16 protein-coding genes and 1 pseudogene are annotated in these 16,980 nt (G+C 68.9%); 2 read left to right on the top strand and 15 right to left on the bottom strand.

The window, feature by feature from the left end; translation table 11 throughout:
• Positions 1-11: 11 nt before the first annotated feature.
• Complete coding sequence (locus tag ABZS29_RS25965; RefSeq protein ID WP_355465403.1) at positions 12-1,943, top strand: TIGR03960 family B12-binding radical SAM protein; 1,932 nt, start codon at positions 12-14, stop codon at positions 1,941-1,943.
• Here the strand turns inward: ABZS29_RS25965 and ABZS29_RS25960 are convergent.
• The 6 genes from ABZS29_RS25960 to ABZS29_RS25935 all read right to left on the bottom strand — a co-directional run bounded on the left by ABZS29_RS25960 (position 1,940) and on the right by ABZS29_RS25935 (position 8,332).
• Positions 1,940-2,782 carry a hypothetical protein gene (locus tag ABZS29_RS25960; protein ID WP_355465402.1) on the bottom strand — a complete coding sequence of 281 codons (843 nt, stop codon included), beginning with the start codon at positions 2,780-2,782 and terminating at the stop codon, positions 1,940-1,942. The two genes, ABZS29_RS25965 and ABZS29_RS25960, sit on opposite strands and share 4 nt — an antisense overlap.
• Positions 2,779-5,262 (bottom strand): Hsp70 family protein, encoded by a 2,484-nt coding sequence (locus ABZS29_RS25955; RefSeq protein ID WP_355465400.1) that lies wholly within the window; start codon positions 5,260-5,262, stop codon positions 2,779-2,781. Before ABZS29_RS25955 ends, ABZS29_RS25960 begins: the two co-directional genes overlap by 4 nt.
• Positions 5,255-5,773, bottom strand: a complete 519-nt coding sequence (locus ABZS29_RS25950; protein ID WP_355465398.1) for a hypothetical protein — start codon at positions 5,771-5,773, stop codon at positions 5,255-5,257. Before ABZS29_RS25950 ends, ABZS29_RS25955 begins: the two co-directional genes overlap by 8 nt.
• Entirely contained in the window at positions 5,749-6,735 is a 987-nt protein-coding gene (locus ABZS29_RS25945; protein WP_355465396.1) for a serine/threonine-protein kinase, read from the bottom strand. The genes ABZS29_RS25950 and ABZS29_RS25945 overlap by 25 nt, the downstream gene beginning before the upstream one ends.
• Positions 6,732-7,865 carry a hypothetical protein gene (locus ABZS29_RS25940; protein WP_355465394.1) on the bottom strand — a complete coding sequence of 378 codons (1,134 nt, stop codon included), beginning with the start codon at positions 7,863-7,865 and terminating at the stop codon, positions 6,732-6,734. Before ABZS29_RS25940 ends, ABZS29_RS25945 begins: the two co-directional genes overlap by 4 nt.
• 95 nt (positions 7,866-7,960) lie before the next feature.
• Positions 7,961-8,332 carry a hypothetical protein gene (locus ABZS29_RS25935; protein WP_355465392.1) on the bottom strand — a complete coding sequence of 124 codons (372 nt, stop codon included), beginning with the start codon at positions 8,330-8,332 and terminating at the stop codon, positions 7,961-7,963.
• Positions 8,333-8,446: 114 nt separating this feature from the next.
• Between ABZS29_RS25935 and ABZS29_RS25930 the strand changes: the two genes are divergently transcribed.
• Entirely contained in the window at positions 8,447-8,989 is a 543-nt protein-coding gene (locus ABZS29_RS25930) for a hypothetical protein (RefSeq protein ID WP_355465391.1), read from the top strand.
• On the opposite strand, the gene ABZS29_RS25925 is transcribed toward ABZS29_RS25930, so the two are convergent.
• The 9 genes and pseudogenes from ABZS29_RS25925 to ABZS29_RS25885 form a co-directional block, all read right to left on the bottom strand.
• Positions 8,986-10,248, bottom strand: coding sequence for a M28 family metallopeptidase (locus ABZS29_RS25925; protein WP_355465389.1), 1,263 nt, complete (start codon positions 10,246-10,248; stop codon positions 8,986-8,988). The two genes, ABZS29_RS25930 and ABZS29_RS25925, sit on opposite strands and share 4 nt — an antisense overlap.
• Positions 10,249-10,250: 2 nt before the next feature.
• The gene (locus tag ABZS29_RS25920; protein ID WP_355465387.1) at positions 10,251-10,514 is read right to left on the bottom strand and encodes a hypothetical protein; all 264 of its coding nucleotides are present in this window, start codon (positions 10,512-10,514) and stop codon (positions 10,251-10,253) included.
• A gap of 8 nt (positions 10,515-10,522) precedes the next feature.
• Positions 10,523-12,580 carry a M43 family zinc metalloprotease gene (locus ABZS29_RS25915; RefSeq protein ID WP_355465385.1) on the bottom strand — a complete coding sequence of 686 codons (2,058 nt, stop codon included), beginning with the start codon at positions 12,578-12,580 and terminating at the stop codon, positions 10,523-10,525.
• 291 nt (positions 12,581-12,871) lie between these two features.
• On the bottom strand, positions 12,872-13,849 hold the full coding sequence (locus tag ABZS29_RS25910; protein WP_355465383.1) for a GNAT family N-acetyltransferase: 978 nt from the start codon (positions 13,847-13,849) through the stop codon (positions 12,872-12,874).
• Positions 13,849-14,760 carry an aminoglycoside phosphotransferase family protein gene (locus ABZS29_RS25905; RefSeq protein WP_355465381.1) on the bottom strand — a complete coding sequence of 304 codons (912 nt, stop codon included), beginning with the start codon at positions 14,758-14,760 and terminating at the stop codon, positions 13,849-13,851. Before ABZS29_RS25905 ends, ABZS29_RS25910 begins: the two co-directional genes overlap by 1 nt.
• A 44-nt stretch (positions 14,761-14,804) precedes the next feature.
• Positions 14,805-14,990, bottom strand: coding sequence for a hypothetical protein (locus ABZS29_RS25900; protein ID WP_355465379.1), 186 nt, complete (start codon positions 14,988-14,990; stop codon positions 14,805-14,807).
• Between the two features lie 20 nt (positions 14,991-15,010).
• Positions 15,011-15,112, bottom strand: a pseudogene (locus tag ABZS29_RS25895) (hypothetical protein); the annotation flags it as partial.
• 20 nt (positions 15,113-15,132) lie between these two features.
• Entirely contained in the window at positions 15,133-16,011 is an 879-nt protein-coding gene (locus ABZS29_RS25890) for a prephenate dehydratase (protein WP_355465377.1), read from the bottom strand.
• Positions 16,012-16,048: 37 nt separating this feature from the next.
• Complete coding sequence (locus ABZS29_RS25885; RefSeq protein ID WP_355465375.1) at positions 16,049-16,852, bottom strand: lysophospholipid acyltransferase family protein; 804 nt, start codon at positions 16,850-16,852, stop codon at positions 16,049-16,051.
• Positions 16,853-16,980: the final 128 nt, after the last annotated feature.

Raw genomic sequence — 16,980 nt, 5'->3', positions numbered from 1 at the left:
GGAAGTGCCTGATGACCCCTCAATCGCTGTTCCCGCGCCTGGAGGCGCTGCTGCCGAGCGTGCAGAAGCCGATCCAGTACGTCGGAGGTGAGCTCAACTCGGTCAGCAAGGACTGGGACACGGCGAGCGTGCGCTGGGCGCTGATGTACCCGGACGCGTACGAGGTCGGTCTGCCCAACCAGGGCGTCCAGATCCTGTACGAAGTGCTGAACGAGCGCGACCACCTGCTGGCCGAGCGGACGTACTCCGTCTGGCCGGATATGGAGGCGGTGATGCGGGAGCACAAGATCCCGCAGTTCACGCTGGACAGCCACCGGCCGGTGCGGGCCTTCGATGTCTTCGGGCTGTCGTTCTCCACCGAGCTCGGCTACACGAACATGCTGACCGCGCTCGACCTGGCCGGCATCCCGCTGTACGCCGTCGACCGGACCGACGAGGACCCGATCGTGCTCGCGGGTGGGCACGCGGCGTTCAACCCGGAGCCGATCGCGGACTTCATCGACGCGGCGGTGCTCGGGGACGGCGAAGAGATCGTGCTGGCCATCTCCGAAGTGATCCGGGAGTGGAAGGACGAGGGCAGCCCGGGCGGCCGGGACGAGGTGCTGATGCGGCTGGCGCAGTCCGGCGGCGTCTACATCCCGAAGTTCTTCTCGGTCGACTACCTGGCCGACGGCCGGATCCAGCGCGTGGTGCCGAACCGGGCCGGCGTACCGTTCCGGACCGCGAAGCACACGGTGATGGACCTCGACGCCTGGCCGTACCCGAAGAAGCCGCTGGTGCCGCTGGCCGAGACCGTGCACGAGCGGTTCTCGGTGGAGATCTTCCGCGGCTGCACACGCGGCTGCCGGTTCTGCCAGGCCGGGATGATCACCCGGCCGGTGCGCGAGCGCAGCATCACCACGATCGGCGACATGGTCGAGAACGGCCTGAAGAAGACCGGCTTCGAGGAGGTCGGCCTGCTCAGTCTCTCGTCGGCCGACCACAGCGAGATCGCGGACGTGGCCAAGGGCCTCGGCGACCGGTACGAGGGCAGCAACGTGTCGCTGTCGTTGCCCTCGACAAGGGTCGACGCCTTCAACATCACGCTGGCCAACGAGTTCTCCCGTAACGGCCGGCGCAGCGGTCTGACGTTCGCGCCCGAGGGCGGCTCGGACCGGCTGCGCAAGGTGATCAACAAGATGGTCTCCGAGGAGGACCTGATCCGCACGGTCGCGGCGGCGTACAGCCACGGCTGGCGGCAGGTGAAGCTGTACTTCATGTGCGGCCTGCCGACCGAGACCGACGAGGACGTGCTGGCGATCGCCGATCTCGCGAAGCGGGTGATCGCGACCGGGCGCGAGGTCTCCGGCCGCAACGACGTCCGCTGCACGGTGTCGATCGGCGGTTTCGTGCCGAAGCCGCACACGCCGTTCCAGTGGGCCGCGCAGCTCGGCGTCGAGGAGACCGACGCGCGGCTGGCGAAGCTGAACGCCGCGATCCGCTCCGACAAGAAGTACGCGAAGGCGATCGGTTTCCGGTACCACGACGGCAAGCCCGGCATCATCGAGGGCCTGCTGTCGCGCGGTGACCGCCGGGTCGGCCGGATCATCGAGGAGGTCTGGCGCGACGGCGGCCGCTTCGACGGCTGGAGCGAGCACTTCTCGTACGAGCGCTGGATCGCCGCCACCGAGAAGGCCCTGGCCGACGAGCCGGTCGACCTCGCCTGGTACACGACCCGCGAGCGCGAGTACGCCGAAGTCCTGCCCTGGGACCACCTGGACTCGGGCTTGGACCGGGACTGGCTGTGGGAGGACTGGCAGGACGCGCTCGAGGAGGACGGCGCGATCGAGGTCGAGGACTGCCGCTGGACCCCGTGCTTCGACTGCGGCGTCTGCCCGCAGATGAACACCGAGATCCAGATCGGCCCGACCGGGAAGAAGCTGCTCCCGCTGTCGGTGGTCTAGGCGGTCAGCAGCAGACTCACCGTGCGGTTGCGGGCCGCGCCCGGAAGCAACGGGCGGGCCTGATCGCCGGACGCGAGCGTGAGGCGCGTGAGCGGCAGGTTGCCCGTGCGCGCGAGTTCCTGCGCGACCACGCGGGCGCGGGCGAGCGCCGTACTGGAGCCGCTGGCTTCACTGCCCGGTACGGCGACCGACTGGCCGACGACCGTGATTCCGGGGACGCGTTCCAGCTTCGGGGCGAGCTGAGTCAGTAGCTGCACGCTGCCGTCGGCGAAGGTGGTTCCAGAGGTGAACAGGCCGCGGTCGAACACGACGCGGACCGCGCCGGGCTCCCGGCGTACTGTCACTCCGGGCATGGCGACCGTGGCGGCGATGGCGTCCAGCCGAGCCGCGGCTGCCTTCTCAGCGGCGATCCGCTGCGCGAGCTCGGGCGGTGTGACCGTGACCGTCCGCGGCGAGACGGAAGGCTGAGGCTGGGGCTGGGGTTGTGCGGCAACCACTTCCGGCCGCTCCACTGCGACCGCGGTGCCGAGCGTGATGGCACCAACCGCAAGCACCGCAAGGGCTCCTGCGGCGGCTGGACGAGCGACGGGCCGCTGGCGTGATCGGCCCGCGAGCACCCGCCGAGCCAACGCACGACCGGCGAGAGCTGAATCGGCGGGTACCAGTCCATTCCAGGTGTCGTCGGCTTCTTGCCAGCGACCGAGCTGCGCAAGCACCCGAGCCCGCAGGTCGAGCGCCTCACCGGACTCCAAGCCCTCCAGCAACTGCAGGGCTCCCGCGAGCTCACCCCGGCGAGCGGTATGCGCGGCGACAGCAACAGCCAGCTGTTCCGGCGTCACGACCGCACCAGCCCGACGACCGTGCCCTGCTGAGACTGCGGCAGGAGACGAATCAGCTGCTGACAGATCAGCATCAATCCAGCTTCATCGCCCCGGGCCGCGGCGGAGCGCCCGGCGGCGATCAGACGATTCGCTTCCGACGCCGGACGCATCGCCGACGTATCGAGCGCCAGCTGGTTGAACAGGCGGATCACGAAGCCCGGCTGCCGACGCTGCAGTCCGATCAGGAACGACACAACCTGCTCGATCTCACGCTCGATCGACCGGAGGTCCTTGCGGTCAATCGCGTCCTGCGCTCGCGTCCGCAGGTCGGCGAGTTCGGCGCGGTCCGTGGCCCGGCCAACCTGCTCCACCAGTTCCTCGGCCTCGGCGAGGACCTCACGCAGCTCACGCTCCTTCGCCGGGCGTTGGGCGGCCTCGTCGATGTCGTCCAGCTGCGCCTGCACCTCCCGCAACCTGTCCTCGGCGGTCACCGCCGCCCCGGCGTCCGAAGCCGCTGCGCGGACCTGCTCGCGCGCCGTCGCGACCGTGCCCTCCTCCTGCAGCCGCGCCAGCCGCTGCTCGACCTCAGGACTCGTCGCAGCCGTCCGCTGTGCGTCCGCGATCCGTTCCTCCACCTCGGCCAGCTCATCAGCCAGTACGTCGGAGTCCGGCGTCAGCACGTCGTCGAGATCGATCTCCGCCTCGAACTGCGCCTGAATCAGCGGTACGTCGGCCACCACCGTGACGAGGTTCGATTCGTCGACCTCGAACGTGACCTCGACCTCCGTCCCCGCGGGCAGGTCGATCCGGATGTCGACCGGCCGGATCTGCAGCATGCCGACCTGCCGGTTCCGATCGGCGCGGGCTCGTTCGCCTTGCACCACAGGGATCCGGACCATCGCCTCGGGATCGGACCGGTTGAACGCATGCGACGTCCGGAACACCTCACGCACCCGAGTCGGCACCGCTGTGCCCTTGCGAACCAGCGGCGAGAACTTCTGGTCGGCCAACGCGATTCCCAGCGAATGCGTCAACCGCGCACCACCGAACTCGACGTCGCGATGCGTGATGCCGAACGTTCCGCCGGCCAACGGCAGCGGCGCGCCGTTCCCGTCGTACAGCTCGATGGTGAAGCGCGACGTCCGGTGCTCGTCGAGCTCGACCTCGGTGGCGAAGGCGCCGACCCGGTTCACCGTGACCCGGCCGGTGCGGAACGGCGGCCGGCCCTCCGGGTTCGCGATCACCACGCTGTGGCCCGACCAGTCGACGTCACCGGCCGGACCGCTCAGCCGCCCGGCCACGGTCGGCCGGGTCGTCGTCGAACTCGGTTCGTAGGCGAGCTCGACGCCGTACTCGCCGACCGCGCGCACGACCGACTCCGAGGCCGGTCGCCGCATCGTCCCGGCGAAGATCGCCGCGCCGCGAGCGACCACAGTGGTCGGATCGATCCGCGTGTCCAGCTCGATCTGCAGGCCGTGGACCGGATCGCTCAGCAACTCGCGCAGGCCGGGCGCCAGCGTGGCTCCGCCGACCAGCAGCAGCCGGTCGATCTTCTCGGCGCCGAGCCCGCTGTCGGCCAGCGCCTCGCGGCACAGGTTGACCGCGCGTGCCCAGTACGGCATCGCGACACCGTCCAGCGCCTCCTTGGTCAGCGTGAACTCGAACGTCTCCTCCGAGCCGTCGACCACCAGCTCGAGCAGCAGATCGGCCCGATCGCGACCGGACAGCTGGATCTTCGCCTGCTCGGCGGCCTGCTTCAGCCGGCCGAAGTTGCCCCGCCACAGCGGGTTGTCCCGGCGGAAGTCCTTCAATCCGAGATCGCGCGCGGCGGCCGGCGCGAGCAGTCGTTCGACGACCGCCCAGTCGATCAGCTTGCCGCCGAGGTACGGATCGCCCGCGTGGTTGAGCACCCGCAGATCGCCGTCCCGCTTGCTCACCACCGCCGCGTCGAAGGTCCCGCCGCCGAAGTCGAACACCATCCAGTACGCGCGCTCGTCCGCATCGTCGAAGCCGTACGCGAACGCGGCCGCGGTCGGTTCCTGCAGCAATGGCACCGATCCCGTGAACCCGGCCAGGCGTGCGGCCTCCAGCGTCGCCTTGTTCTGGTTCAGCGCGAACGCCGCCGGCACTGTGATCACCACCGAGTCCGGCGCGGCACCGGCGTACCGGGCGGCGTCGGCGCGCAGCGTCTTCAGAACCTCGGCCGACAGTTGCGGAGCGCTCAACGTGACCCCGGCCTTGCCGAACGTGCGGCTCGCGTCCGCCAGTCCCATCTCGAGTTTGAACTCGATGGCGACGTTCTCCGGATCCGTCTCGGCGCGGTGCCGCGCCCGCCGGCCGACCCAGACCGTGTCGGCCTTCGGCAGCCAGACCGCCGACGGCGTGATGTCGGACTGGTCGTCGTTGTTCTTCAGGATCCGTACGTCGTCGTCACCGGCCACCGCCAGTGCGCTGTTCGTGGTCCCCAGGTCGATCCCGAAATCGATCGTGTCACGCATGGTCTCCGCCCACCTTCGTGGATTCGTCTGCGGTTGGTCGGGCGACGATCACTTCGCCGCGCTGAATCTGCCGGTCGTGGTAGTAGACCGAGGGGCGCACCGTCTCGACGATCGTCTCCTCGGTCATCGCCGGATCGTCTTGGTACACCAGGACATCCAGAGCTCGGCCGGCGTTGAACGTCGTACCGTCGTGTTCCTGCACGACCAGCCCGGCCGCGGCCAAGGCCTCCGCGCAGGTGCGCAGATAGCGGCCGGTCTGCCGGTTCTCGGCCGAGCGCCCGGCCTGCGTCAGCTTCCGCTGCGCGCGCCACAGGCTGGTCGCCGCTTCGGCTAGAGGCCCCGTGTCCTCCTCCGATACAGCCGTCTGCTCCGGCACCCGATCGAGGAGCGTGAGCAGCTCAGACAGCTCCCGGCACTGCGCTTCACTGAAGCTCGGCTCCGCGATCCGGATCTCGCGATGCTGCAACCACTGCCTGAACCAGGCCTTCACCAGATCACTCCTCTTCGCCACCGCGCCAAGTCCAGCCAGTACTGCACGCGCAGATCCGGTGCCAGCACGAACGCCTGCTCCATCAACTCCACCGCTCTCTCCAGCGCTCCTGCTCCGGCTGCTTCCACTGCCTCCGCGGCCAGCTCCTGCGCGCGTTCGGCCGGAGACTTCGTCGTACGACGTCGGGCTGCCAACTGCTCGGCCAGCTCCACCGCGGACGCAGTGCGATCGCGGGGGAGCGGTGCGAGCGTGGCGAGCAGGATGCGGTCCAGCTCCTCGTCGATCCGCGGATCGAACTCGCTCGGCGGATGCAGCGGGCGGGCCTCGGACGGGAAGACTCCGGTCAGCAGCACATAGCCGATCACGCCGATCGACCACACGTCCGACGCCGTCGAGTAGCCGAAATCGCGCAGTACTTCGGGCGCCATGAACACGTAGGTGCCCTGCGCACTGGCCAGCAGCGTGACCGGGTTCGCGCTCTTGGCCAGACCGAAATCGGCGATCCGCACCCGCAGCCGCTCGTTGTCGTAGCCGTACATGACGTTCGTGAGCGTCAGGTCGCGATGCAGGATCGGCGGCGTCCGCTCGTGAGCCGCGGCGAGGCCGGAGGCGAGCTGCTCGATCACCTGTACGGCGACGTCGATCGGCAGCGCCGTGCGGTAAGCGTCGGCCAGCTGCTGCAAGGTGCCGCCCGAGACGTACTCCATGGTGAAGTAGCCGCGCTGCCCTTCGGAGGTCGGTACGACGCCGGCGTCGAAGAGCCGGACGATGTTGGGATGCCCGAGCGTCGACAGCAGCCGGGCCTCTTCCAGCAGCTCGTCGGTCCCCTTGAGCGAAGTCACCTCGCGGAACACCTTCAGTGCTTGGAGCCCCAGGTGTTCGTGCCGCACCCGGTACACCTCGCCGAACGCACCACCACCCAGCCGCCGGTCGACGACCAGCGCCTCGCCCACCCGATCACCGGGCGCCAGCAGCGCCGTCATGGCAGTGCCTGGAAGATCAGGATGATCGCGATGAACACGACGATGAAAATGATGACCGGCCAGCAGCCGCTGCCTGCTGAACTCTGGTGCACCGCTGGCGCGTGCGTCGGGCGGAGGCGTTCGATGTTCGCGAGCTGCGCCACCACGAGACGGTTCTCGGTGATCAGGCGCTTCATCTCCGCGGTCCCGGCGTACCCCTCGGCCTGCTCGAACAGCGGAGTGATCCTGGCGTCCTGGAGCGAACCCTCGTTGGCGATGCCGACAGCGCTGTTCTGGTAGATCCGCGCGATGTCGTCGCGCAGGGTCAGTGTGCGTTGGTGCTGCTCCGACGGCAGCATCACCTGCAGCCGCCGATAGACCGGCAGCACGCTGCGCTCCAGCTCACTGATCACCGGGTCGATCTGGTGGTTGCCCTGCTGCAGTCTGCGCCCCAGTGCGAGGGCGGCGTCCTCGGCTCGCTCGTACTGCGGTCGCATGGCGTCGAGCACCCAGCGCTGCGTCGACTCACGGCCGACCGGCCAGTCTGCGAGTACCTTCGCGACTCGGGCCGGGTAGTCACCAGTGGTCGCCAGGTCGAGCAGGGGACCGGTGAGAGTCGCCGGCAACTCACTGCGGAGCTGGTCGATCGCACTGGCGGCCAGCTGCCAGTCGTCGAGGGCCAGCACCCGATTGCGCAGGTGCTGCCAGAACTGCGGGTTCTGCATCGCTGTCGTCCAGCGTTTGCCCGCTCTGCGCCACATGACGTCGTACTGCTGCTTGCCAGGTGGCTGGATCAGCAGTTCGATCGCATGGGCGTGTGCGTAGACCGCCTCGTCGTGGGCCTGGTGCACGGGCACGTCACAGCCGCACTCGCCGTCCGGCCGCCCCCACTCGCCGAACACTTCGTCGACCAGTCGCCGCCGCGGATCACCGAGCAGGCGGTCGAACGCGATCCGCAGTTCGTCCGGATCGGTCGATCCGCTGGTCTCCAGATCCGCCCCCGCCTCCAGTACGGCGGTCACGTGCTGCTGGCGTCGTCGCGTCGTACGGCGGTCGACTCCGGTCGGCAGACCCGTGAGGTGAAAGGCATTGCGCTGATAGAGATCGCGGTTGGCGATCTCGCGCAGCGCACTCACAACGGCGTCGGTCACACCACGATCGTCGCGGCCGCAGACAGGCCCTGGTGATGCGTGACCTCAAGCTGACACGGGGTCCGCGGGACAACGGACCCCGGTTCAACCGCCCGTCAGCTACAGCCGAAGTTCACATCCGGCGTCGTCTCGACCTGGTCCTGCCAGTACGCGACGCCCTTCCAGTAGCCGCAGTCCGTGCCCGGACCGAACCACGCGCCGCCGCCGGCGTAGGCGTACGTCTCGTCGAACTTGGTGAACGGTCCGTTCGCGCTGTCCGCCCGGTACAGCTCGACCCGTACCTCGCTCGGGCTGGTCGAACAGCCGTCCAGCGACACAGCGACGTACAGCATGTTGGCGCTCGAGTAGACGCCCTTCGCGATGTACAGGTCACACGCCTGGGCGCCCGCCGTACTCGCCTGCGCCGGCCCTGCCACGCCCACCACAGCCGCCGCTGTCGCGACGACCGCTCCCAGAAGTTTCCTCATCCCCAGTCCCTTCGGTTAGCAATTAACAGAAGAGCAGCAGGTTAGGTCACTTGTTAACTCAGGTCGACCCTTTCGACGGCCTTGAAAGAAGCAGTTCGCCGATACGGTGGAGATGTGCGCCGAGAGCTGTCGCTTCCGTTCGAGACCCGTGGGCACCGCGGGCTGATCTCGGTGCGCGTCATTCCGAATGACGACCCCTGGGCGTCCGGTCATCAGCTGGTCGTCCCCGACCTGAATGCCGAGGCCTTCCGGGGCTTCCCGATCTGCACGGCCGGCTTGCGGTATCACGGGCAGGGGATCGAGGCGATCATGGGCTGGATCCAGGTGGTCAGCAACGGCGGCACCTCAACGGTCGACCTGGTTCCGAACCTGTCGGGTGTTGATCCGTTCTCCAGCTACGGCTACCTGCCGACCTTCTTCAACGCCCCGGCCAACCCCGGCCACCCGGATGGGCAGTGGCGAGCAGATACCTTCCTGGCCGTCGTACCGGATGTCGTCCGCTCACGCGTGGTTGAGCCGGTCGCGGCGTTCTCCTGGGGGTACGAGCTGTACTCGGGCCGGCCGGAGTTGCTCGACGTCACCCCACTGGCCGCCCGGGACTGGGCGGGTCATCGCTCGCTGCTGGAGGCCGGCCACCCGACCTGGACCTTCACCTAGGTCGCGAAGATGTCGATGCGGTTCGGGCCCCAGGAGACGATCGAGCCGGCTGGGCGGGGGCGGGTGGCGACTGGCTGGAGCCAGCCGGCGAGGGCGGCGGTGTTCATCCGGAGGATCTCGGCGGCGAGCGGCCAGTTGAGCCAGTTGAGGGTGTCGTCGGCGGAGTGGATGTGAGTATTGGCGCTGTCGCTGCCTTCGATGGTGAGGACGGCAGGGATGCCCGCGGTGATGAACGGGACGTGATCGCTCGCGAACGGGTTCAGCGAGGTCTCCACGGCGAGTCCGGTGTACGTCGCCGCGGCGGTCGCGAGGTCGTCGATCAGGCCCGAGGAGAGTTGAGCGCCTTCGAGAAGAACAGTCGGGGTGGTGCTGTTCTTGCTGGCGACCATGTCCAGGTTGAGTACGGCGCGGATGCGCGCACGCTCGGCCGCCGGCAGCGCGGCGACGTACTGTTTGCTGCCGAACAGGCCCTCCTCCTCACCGCCGAAAAGGATCAGCCGGATGTCGTGCTGCCAGGTCCGGGTCGCGAGGACACGGCCGAGCTCCAGTACGCCGGCCGCGCCGCTCGCGTTGTCGTCGGCGCCCGGTGCGGACGCGCTCGGTCCGCCCGCCAGGTTGATCGAGTCCAGGTGAGCCGTGACCAGTACGACGCCGCCTCCGGAGCCGGCGCGGTCGCCGATCAGGTTCTGCGACGGCTTCGTACCGACCGTGATCGGCTGCCGCCGGGTTTGGTAGCCGAGGGCAACCATTCGCTGCTCGGCATGCTCGACGGCGGTCACGAACGACGCGCTGTGGGAGTGCCGCGTCGGCAGGCTCGCCAACCAGGTCACCTCCGCCTGGTACGACGCGGGGTCCAGCTGCGCGAGTAATGCTGACACCGTCGGGTCGACCCGGGTAGCACCCCGCGAGGGCGAGTCCACGACCGTCCCGGCAGGCAGCGCCTCGACCCGCCAGCAATGGTTCGAACGCTTCCGCGGCTTGTCCGCTGCGGAGATCACCAGATGCCGCCCGCGATCGAGCACCGGCTTCACCTCGGGGAAGGCGTCCTGGAAGCTGCGACCCACCTGGGTCACCAAAAGCAGCCCGGGCGCTGTCCTGGCTCCCCGCCCGACCCCGTCTCCGGCGGCGCCCCACACCACACTCCGCTCCCCGAACCGCGCCACCTTCACGCCACGCCGCAGGTCGGGGTGGTCCGCCGCATCCGTCGGCACCAGGTCGGAGGTGGGGACGACGCGGTACCGGACAGATGGGCTTGGCATGGCTATTCCTCCCAGCGGATTTCCAGGCGATCAAGGGTTGCGGTGACGATGCGGCCGTTCGTGATGCGGCCGTCGGAGCTCCAGCGGCCGGCCGGGCGTTCCTCGGGGGTGTCGGCGCGGCCGAGCCCGTAGGTCAGCAGGGTTCCGTCCGGGCGGAACTGCACCCCCCGCCGGCCACGGGCCGGCGGGAAGGCGTAGTCGTCGCGGCGGTAGACGCTGATTCCGTCGTGGTCCTCTTCGAAGGAGTGCGTCCACCGGCCGGGCAAGTGAGTGGTCAGCTCAGCACCACCTCTCCGAGGGCGGGTTCGGCGGGGATGTCGGTCGGGATGGTGAGCTTGAAGTCCGAGATCGTGCCGCCGAGGGCTTCGTAGCCCGTGAGCGACGGTCCCCAGGCGTTGCCGTCCCACCACTTGTGGTAGAGCTGGCTGTCCGTGCCGGTGACGAAGACGTCCAGCCGGTTCGGTCCCCACGAGACCACGCGCGGCTCGTCGGTGCAGACGCCACCCTGGTACTCCCAGCCGGACCACGTCGAGCCGTCCCACCACTGGTGGTAGAGCGCCGAGTCGGTACCGAGCACGAAGACGTCCAGCCGGTTCGCGTCCCACGAGACGACGGTCGGCGCCGACGTACAGACTCCGCCGAGCGACTCCCAGCCGGACCACGCCGTACCGTCGAACCACTTGTGGTACAAGGCGGAATCGGTGCCGATCACGAACAGGTCGAGCCGGTTCGGTCCCCAGGCGACAGCCCGCGGCGGCGAAGCGCAGACGCCACCGAGCGACTCCCAACCCGACCACGCGTTGCCGTCCCAGTACTGGTGGTACGTCGCGTTGTCGGTGCCGAGCACGAACACGTCCAGCCGGTTGGGGCCCCAGGCAACGACTTCGGGCGGGCTCATGCAGACGCCGCCCAGATACTCGTAGCCGTCGACCGACGGTCCCCAGGCGGAACCGTCCCACCACTTGTGATAGAGCGCCCGGTCGGTCCCGAGCACGAAGGCGTCCAGCCGGTTCGGTCCCCAGGTGGCAAGACGCGGCGGACTCATGCAGACGCCGCCCAGATACTCCCAGCCGGTGACGGACGGCCCCCAGGCCGATCCGTCCCACCACTTGTGGTAGACCGCGTGATCGGTGCCCAGGACGAACGCGTCCAGCCGGTTCGGAGCCCACGAGGCGACTTCGGGCGCGCTCATGCAGGTCCCGCCCATGTACTCGTACCCCGTGACCGACGGTCCCCAGGCCGATCCGTCCCACCATTTGTGGTACGTCGCCAGATCCGTCCCAAGCACGAACGTGTCGAGCCGGTCCGAGCCCCACGAGACCACCGAGCCGGCCGGCTCGGGCATCCCGGCGCTACCGCCGGAGACCGGCAGTGTCGACCGGACCGTATCCAGACAGGCCTCCATCCGGGCGACCTGGTCGTGCGTGAACATCACCATGCCGCGGTCGTCGGTGTAGTCCATGTAGTTGACGAACAGGTCGCCGTTCGGCCCGTTGCTGCAGGACAACTTCGGGAAGGTCGGTACGCCGAAGTTCGGCCCGCCGGCGTTCGGGGTGTCGGCGCACTCGTCGGTGCCGCTGCAGCCCGTGCCGTCGTCGCCCCAGATGTGGAACAGGTTGAGGTAGTGGCCGATCTCGTGCGTCGCCGTCCGGCCGAGGTTGAACGGCGCGGCCGCCGTACCGTTGGTGCCGAACCCGGAGTGCAGGATCACGACGCCGTCGGTGTTCGCCGGGCCGCCCGGGAACTGTGCGTACCCAAGCAGTCCGCCGCCGAGCTGACCGACCCAGATGTTCAGGTAGCGGTCGGTCGGCCAGGGATCGATGCCACCGGTCGCCGACGACTTGATCCGGTCGTCGGTCCCGAACGACGCACTCGACGTCTGCGTCCGGGTGATGCCGGTGGTCGGATTGCCGGCCGGGTCCTCGGTCGCGAGGAAGAACTCGATCCGCGAGTCCGCGACCAGCCCGGCGAACGGCGCCGGCACGAAGCCGATGTCGCTGTTGGTGGCCCGGAAGTCGTGGTTCAGAACATCGATCTGGCTCTCGATCTGGGCCTGCGAGATGTTCTGCGCGGCGTTCTGCCACACCACGTGCACCACACAGGGGATCCGCACGACACCGCTGAACCGTTGCTGGCGGGCCACGTACCGCGTTGTCGCGTTCTCGAGTGCCGACCGGGCGGCGGCGTACTCCGGTGAGGTCGACAGCAGCCGACGGTGCACGTCCATCACACCGCACTGCCGTCGAGTCGGATACTCCGTGCTGCTCATACCAGCGCCGTCCGACGTGCCACCGCCACTCATCTTCGGGCTGCCGCCCGCCGCGGTACTCATCGCGCCACCACCCGGTGCCGCGTTCATTGCGGCAGCGCCCCCGCTCGCGCTGCTCATCCCCGTGGCCGGCGTGCCGTTCGCCGATGCTCTCCCATTGGCCTTGCGCGGCATGTCTTTCCCCCTAACGCAGGGGCACGTGAAGCAGGCCGGCGCACGCCGGACCGTCGAGCCATCACCCCCAGCACACCCCACGGCCGAAGACGGATCGTCCCGCCTTCTCCCGCCGAACAGTCGGCCCCCAAGGCACTGCTCTGTTTCACCATCCTCCGCTGACGGCGCGCGCACAACCCCTTACGAGACTGGTAATTCCCAACTTGTTCGCTGAGCCACCGGCCGGAAGCCGAGCTTGCTGTTGACCGCGATCATCGGTGCGTTCTCCGGCGCGTTCCACGTGTGCAGTACGGCGGGCCGCGCCACGCCGGCTTGGAGCGCCCGCAGGTTGGGCGCCTTCACCGCGAGCCCAAGTCCGTGCCCACGATGAGATCTCCGGACATACGTGTCGTACTGGCTCAACCGGCCCGGCGTCTCCGGCGTACCGCCCATCTGCGTGTACGCCGCCAGTTCGCCGGTGGCGCTGTGGATCGCGGCCGTGACATAGGTGAAGCGTCCTTGAGCAAGCCGCCGAGCCTCGGCGTCGCGGATCAGTTCGGGCGTCCAGTGCACGGTGGCGGTCGTTCGTTCGCCGGCCGGCACATCCTCGCTCATGCCGGTCTGCAGATCGGCGAACTGCTCGATCCATTCGGCTGGTGTGTGCTCACGCCACTGCACAATCTCGTACCCAGCAACGGGTTTCTCCGCAATGACGGTCGGAAGTTCGAGCACTTGATGCAATTCCGCGTGCTTGCGCACGAACCCGCCGGCGCGGGCGAACGCCGTACCGGGGCTCTCGCCGGTCACCGGATCACCGGTCAGGTCGGATCCACTCAGCACCCGCCGCCCGGCCTTGTGAGTCCGTTCGATCGCAACCTCCAGCAACCGCGACCCGACGCCACGCCGCCGCCACTGGGGAATCACGGCGATCTCCACGTCGACCGTTTCGGTGCTTCCCACCAGCCACCAGTCGAACCACGCCACCCCGACCCACACCCCGTCGACCACGGCGCCGATCCCGTCGGCACGCGCTTCGGCATGCTGACTGGTCATCAGCACCCGCGCCTCGTCGGCCCCCATCCCCACCGGGAACTCGAGCTCTCGGCGTACGCCGTACTTCACTTCGTAGAACCGCCCGAACACCTCGGCGTCCTGCCCGTCCACCGCCACGATCTCCATCAGTGGTCCGCCTTGAAGTCGTTGAGGAGGTCGGTGATGAACGGATGGGTTTTGTCGACCGGGCCGGGGCGGCGGGTGCGGTAGTAGGGGATCGCGATCATCGAGAGCGACAGTGCCCAGCCGCGGGCGCGGGCCCAGGTGGTCGGGTCCACGTCGAGGGCTTCGCGGAACGCTTGCCGGGCGTCGCCTTCGAACAGCCACCAGGCCGGCAGTACGTCGGCCGCGGGGTCGGCGGCCCACGCCGTACCGAAGTCGATCACGGCCGAGAGGTTGCCGTTGGCAACAAGTAGGTTGCCGGCCATCAGGTCGCCGTGGACCCAGCGCGCCGGACCGTCATAGGTGTCGGCGGCCAGCGACGCCTCCCAAGCGGCGAGGACGAGCTCCACGTCGAACTCGTCCCGCAACTGGTCGAGGGCCTCGCGGAACATCGCGTCGCGCGGCTTCAGCGGCGTACCGCGGCTGAAGGGGTCGTCCGGTGGGACGGGCGCGTCGGTGGTGTCGACCGTCTGCAGGCAGCGGATGAACTCGGCGAGGTCGCGCGCGGTGGCGCTCGGGTCGGCGAGCCGGTCGAGACGGAACGGTTCTCCTTCGAGCCAACGGTAGACACCCCAGGTGAACGGATAGTCCGCGCTGGGCTCGCCGAGTGCGAGCGGTTCGGGTACGGCGCGGGGGAGATGCGGGGCGAGGCGCGGCAGCCAGGTGAGGTCCTTCTCGACCTGACCCTGCGTACCGACGGTCCGGGGGAGCCGGACGGCCAGCTCAGCGCCCACCCGGAAGGTCACGTTGTCCGTGCCCGAAGCGGCGACGACCTCGATCGGAGCGCCGGCCCACTGCGGGAACTGCTCGGCGAGGAGACGCGCCACCAGGTGGGCGTCGATGTCGACTTCGTCATCGTGCAGCTTCGCGACCATAGTCCGGGAGCCTCACAGCCGGCTCGGCGACGGTCAATCGACTTTCAGGCGTCGAGGGGGTTGGTGGCGATCCGCCCGCTGAGGTCAGCCTGCATGGCGCGTGCCGGCGAGCTGTCCGGCTTGCGCTCGGCCTGCTCCCGGCGCTCCGGCGACCAGCCGGCTCCGGTGGCGAACACCCGAGCCACGTGACCACCGGCCTCTTCGAACGACACCGTGTGGCTGTCGAACACCGGGACAGGCTGATGTCGTGGAACATCGCGGCCACGAAGAGCAGTTCGGCGTCGTACGAGAGCTTCTCCTGCTCGGCCAGGGCGGCCGCCCAGAGGTAGACCCGGCGGGAGTGACTCTGCAGAGTGGGCCAAGCGGGCGCGGTCAGCGGTGCGGGCGGAGGGCTCGGTTGGCTGCCGGCTCGGCGATCTCGGCGCGGAAGGGGTGGGCGGGGTAGACGCCCAGCAGGCGGACCTCGACGGAGAAGAACGCCAGCTCTTCCATCGCCAGCGCGACGTTGGGGTCGTCGGGGTGGCCTTCGATGTCGGCGTAGAACTGGGTGGCGAAGAACCAGCCGCCTAGTTGGTAGGACTCCAGCTTGGTCATGTTGACGCCGTTGGTGGCGAAGCCGCCGAGGGCCTTGTAGAGCGCGGCCGAGACGTTTCGGACCCGGTAGACAAAGCTCGTCATGACCGGTCCGGAACCGACCGGCGGAACGACGCGTTCGCGGGCCAGCACGAGGAACCGGGTCGTGTTGTGGTGCTCGTCCTCGACGTCCTCGGCCAGCGTCTCGAGTCCGTAGAGCTCGGCCGCGGCGCGCGGTGACAGCGCCGCCACGGTCGGGTCGGCGAGCTCGGCGACCTCGCGGGCCGCGCCGGCGGTGTCGTCGGCGACGACCGTCGACCAGCCGTGCTCGCGGATGATCTTGCGGCACTGGCCGAGCGCGTGCACGTGGCTGCGCACAGTCCGGATCTGGTCGATTGACGTACCGGGCACGGCCATCAGCTGGAAGTGGATCGGCAGGAAGTGCTCACCGATGATGTGCAGCCCGGAGGTCGGGAGCAGATGGTGGATGTCGGCCACCCGGCCGGCGATCGAGTTGTCGATCGGGATCATCGCCAGCCCGGCGCGGCCGCTGCTCACCGCCTCGAGCGCGTCCTCGAACGTCGTACAGGGCAGTTGCTCGCGGTCCGGAAACATCTCGGAGCACGCCATCGCCGAGTTGGCTCCGGGCTCACCCTGGTACGCGATCGGTCCATCCACGGACCCAGGGTAGCCCTGCGTCATCTCAAGGCGCGGATCAGGTGTCCGACTTGCGGACCTTCTTCGGGGCGCCGGTGGTCGCCCGGCCCTCGAGCGCCTTGGCCTTGGTGGCGTACATGTCGAGGTACTCCTGGCCGGACAGCTCCATGATCTTGTACATGATCTCGTCGGTGACGGCGCGCAGGATGAGCCGGTCGCTCTCCATCCCCTCGTACCGCGAGAAGTCCAGCGGCTCGCCGAACTTCACCGTCGGTGAGGCGAACGACGCCACCACCTTGCCGGGCGGCGCGACCACGTCGGTGCCGATCACCCCGCACGGGATCACCGGGACCTTCGCCTCCAGCGCCAGCCGGGCCACGCCGGTCCGGCCCTTGTACAGCCGGCCGTCGTGCGAGCGGGTGCCCTCGGGATAGATACCGAACAGGTCACCGCGCTCGAGCACCTTCATCCCGGCCCGCATCGCACCTTCCGACGCCGAGCCGCCGGAGCGGTCGATCGGGACCTGGCCGGTGCCCTTGAAGAAGCCGCGCTGGAACCGGCCCTTGATCCCGGCCCCGGTGAAGTAGTCGGACTTCGCGACGAAGGTCACCCGGCGCCGCAGCGCCAGCGGCATGAAGATCCAGTCCGCGTACGAGAGGTGGTTGCTGGCGATGATCGCCGCGCCCTCGGCCGGGACGTTCTCGGCGCCGATCACGATCGGCCGGAAGAGCCGCTTCACCGGCGGTCCGACGATGACGTTCCTGAGCAGCCAGTAGATGCCCTTACCGTCACCGTCCGCTGCCGCGTCCACGACCGGATCCACCCTACGGTCAGGCTGTGGCGACTGCGCCGGTTCCGTCATCGATGTCCTCTCCTCACGTTCCCCGAACCCACATGATGCCGTACGACGGCCCGCGGCGGGAGCGAAGTCGCCACGCGGAAGGTCCTGACAGGTTCGGCCGGGCGTTCGTAAGCTGCTCACGGCAGTGT

The sequence above is a fragment of the Kribbella sp. NPDC005582 genome, from assembly GCF_040605415.1.
Classification (GTDB): domain Bacteria; phylum Actinomycetota; class Actinomycetes; order Propionibacteriales; family Kribbellaceae; genus Kribbella.
The sequence above is the reverse complement of the archived record's forward strand: the minus strand, read 5'-3'. Positions and strand labels throughout refer to the sequence as shown.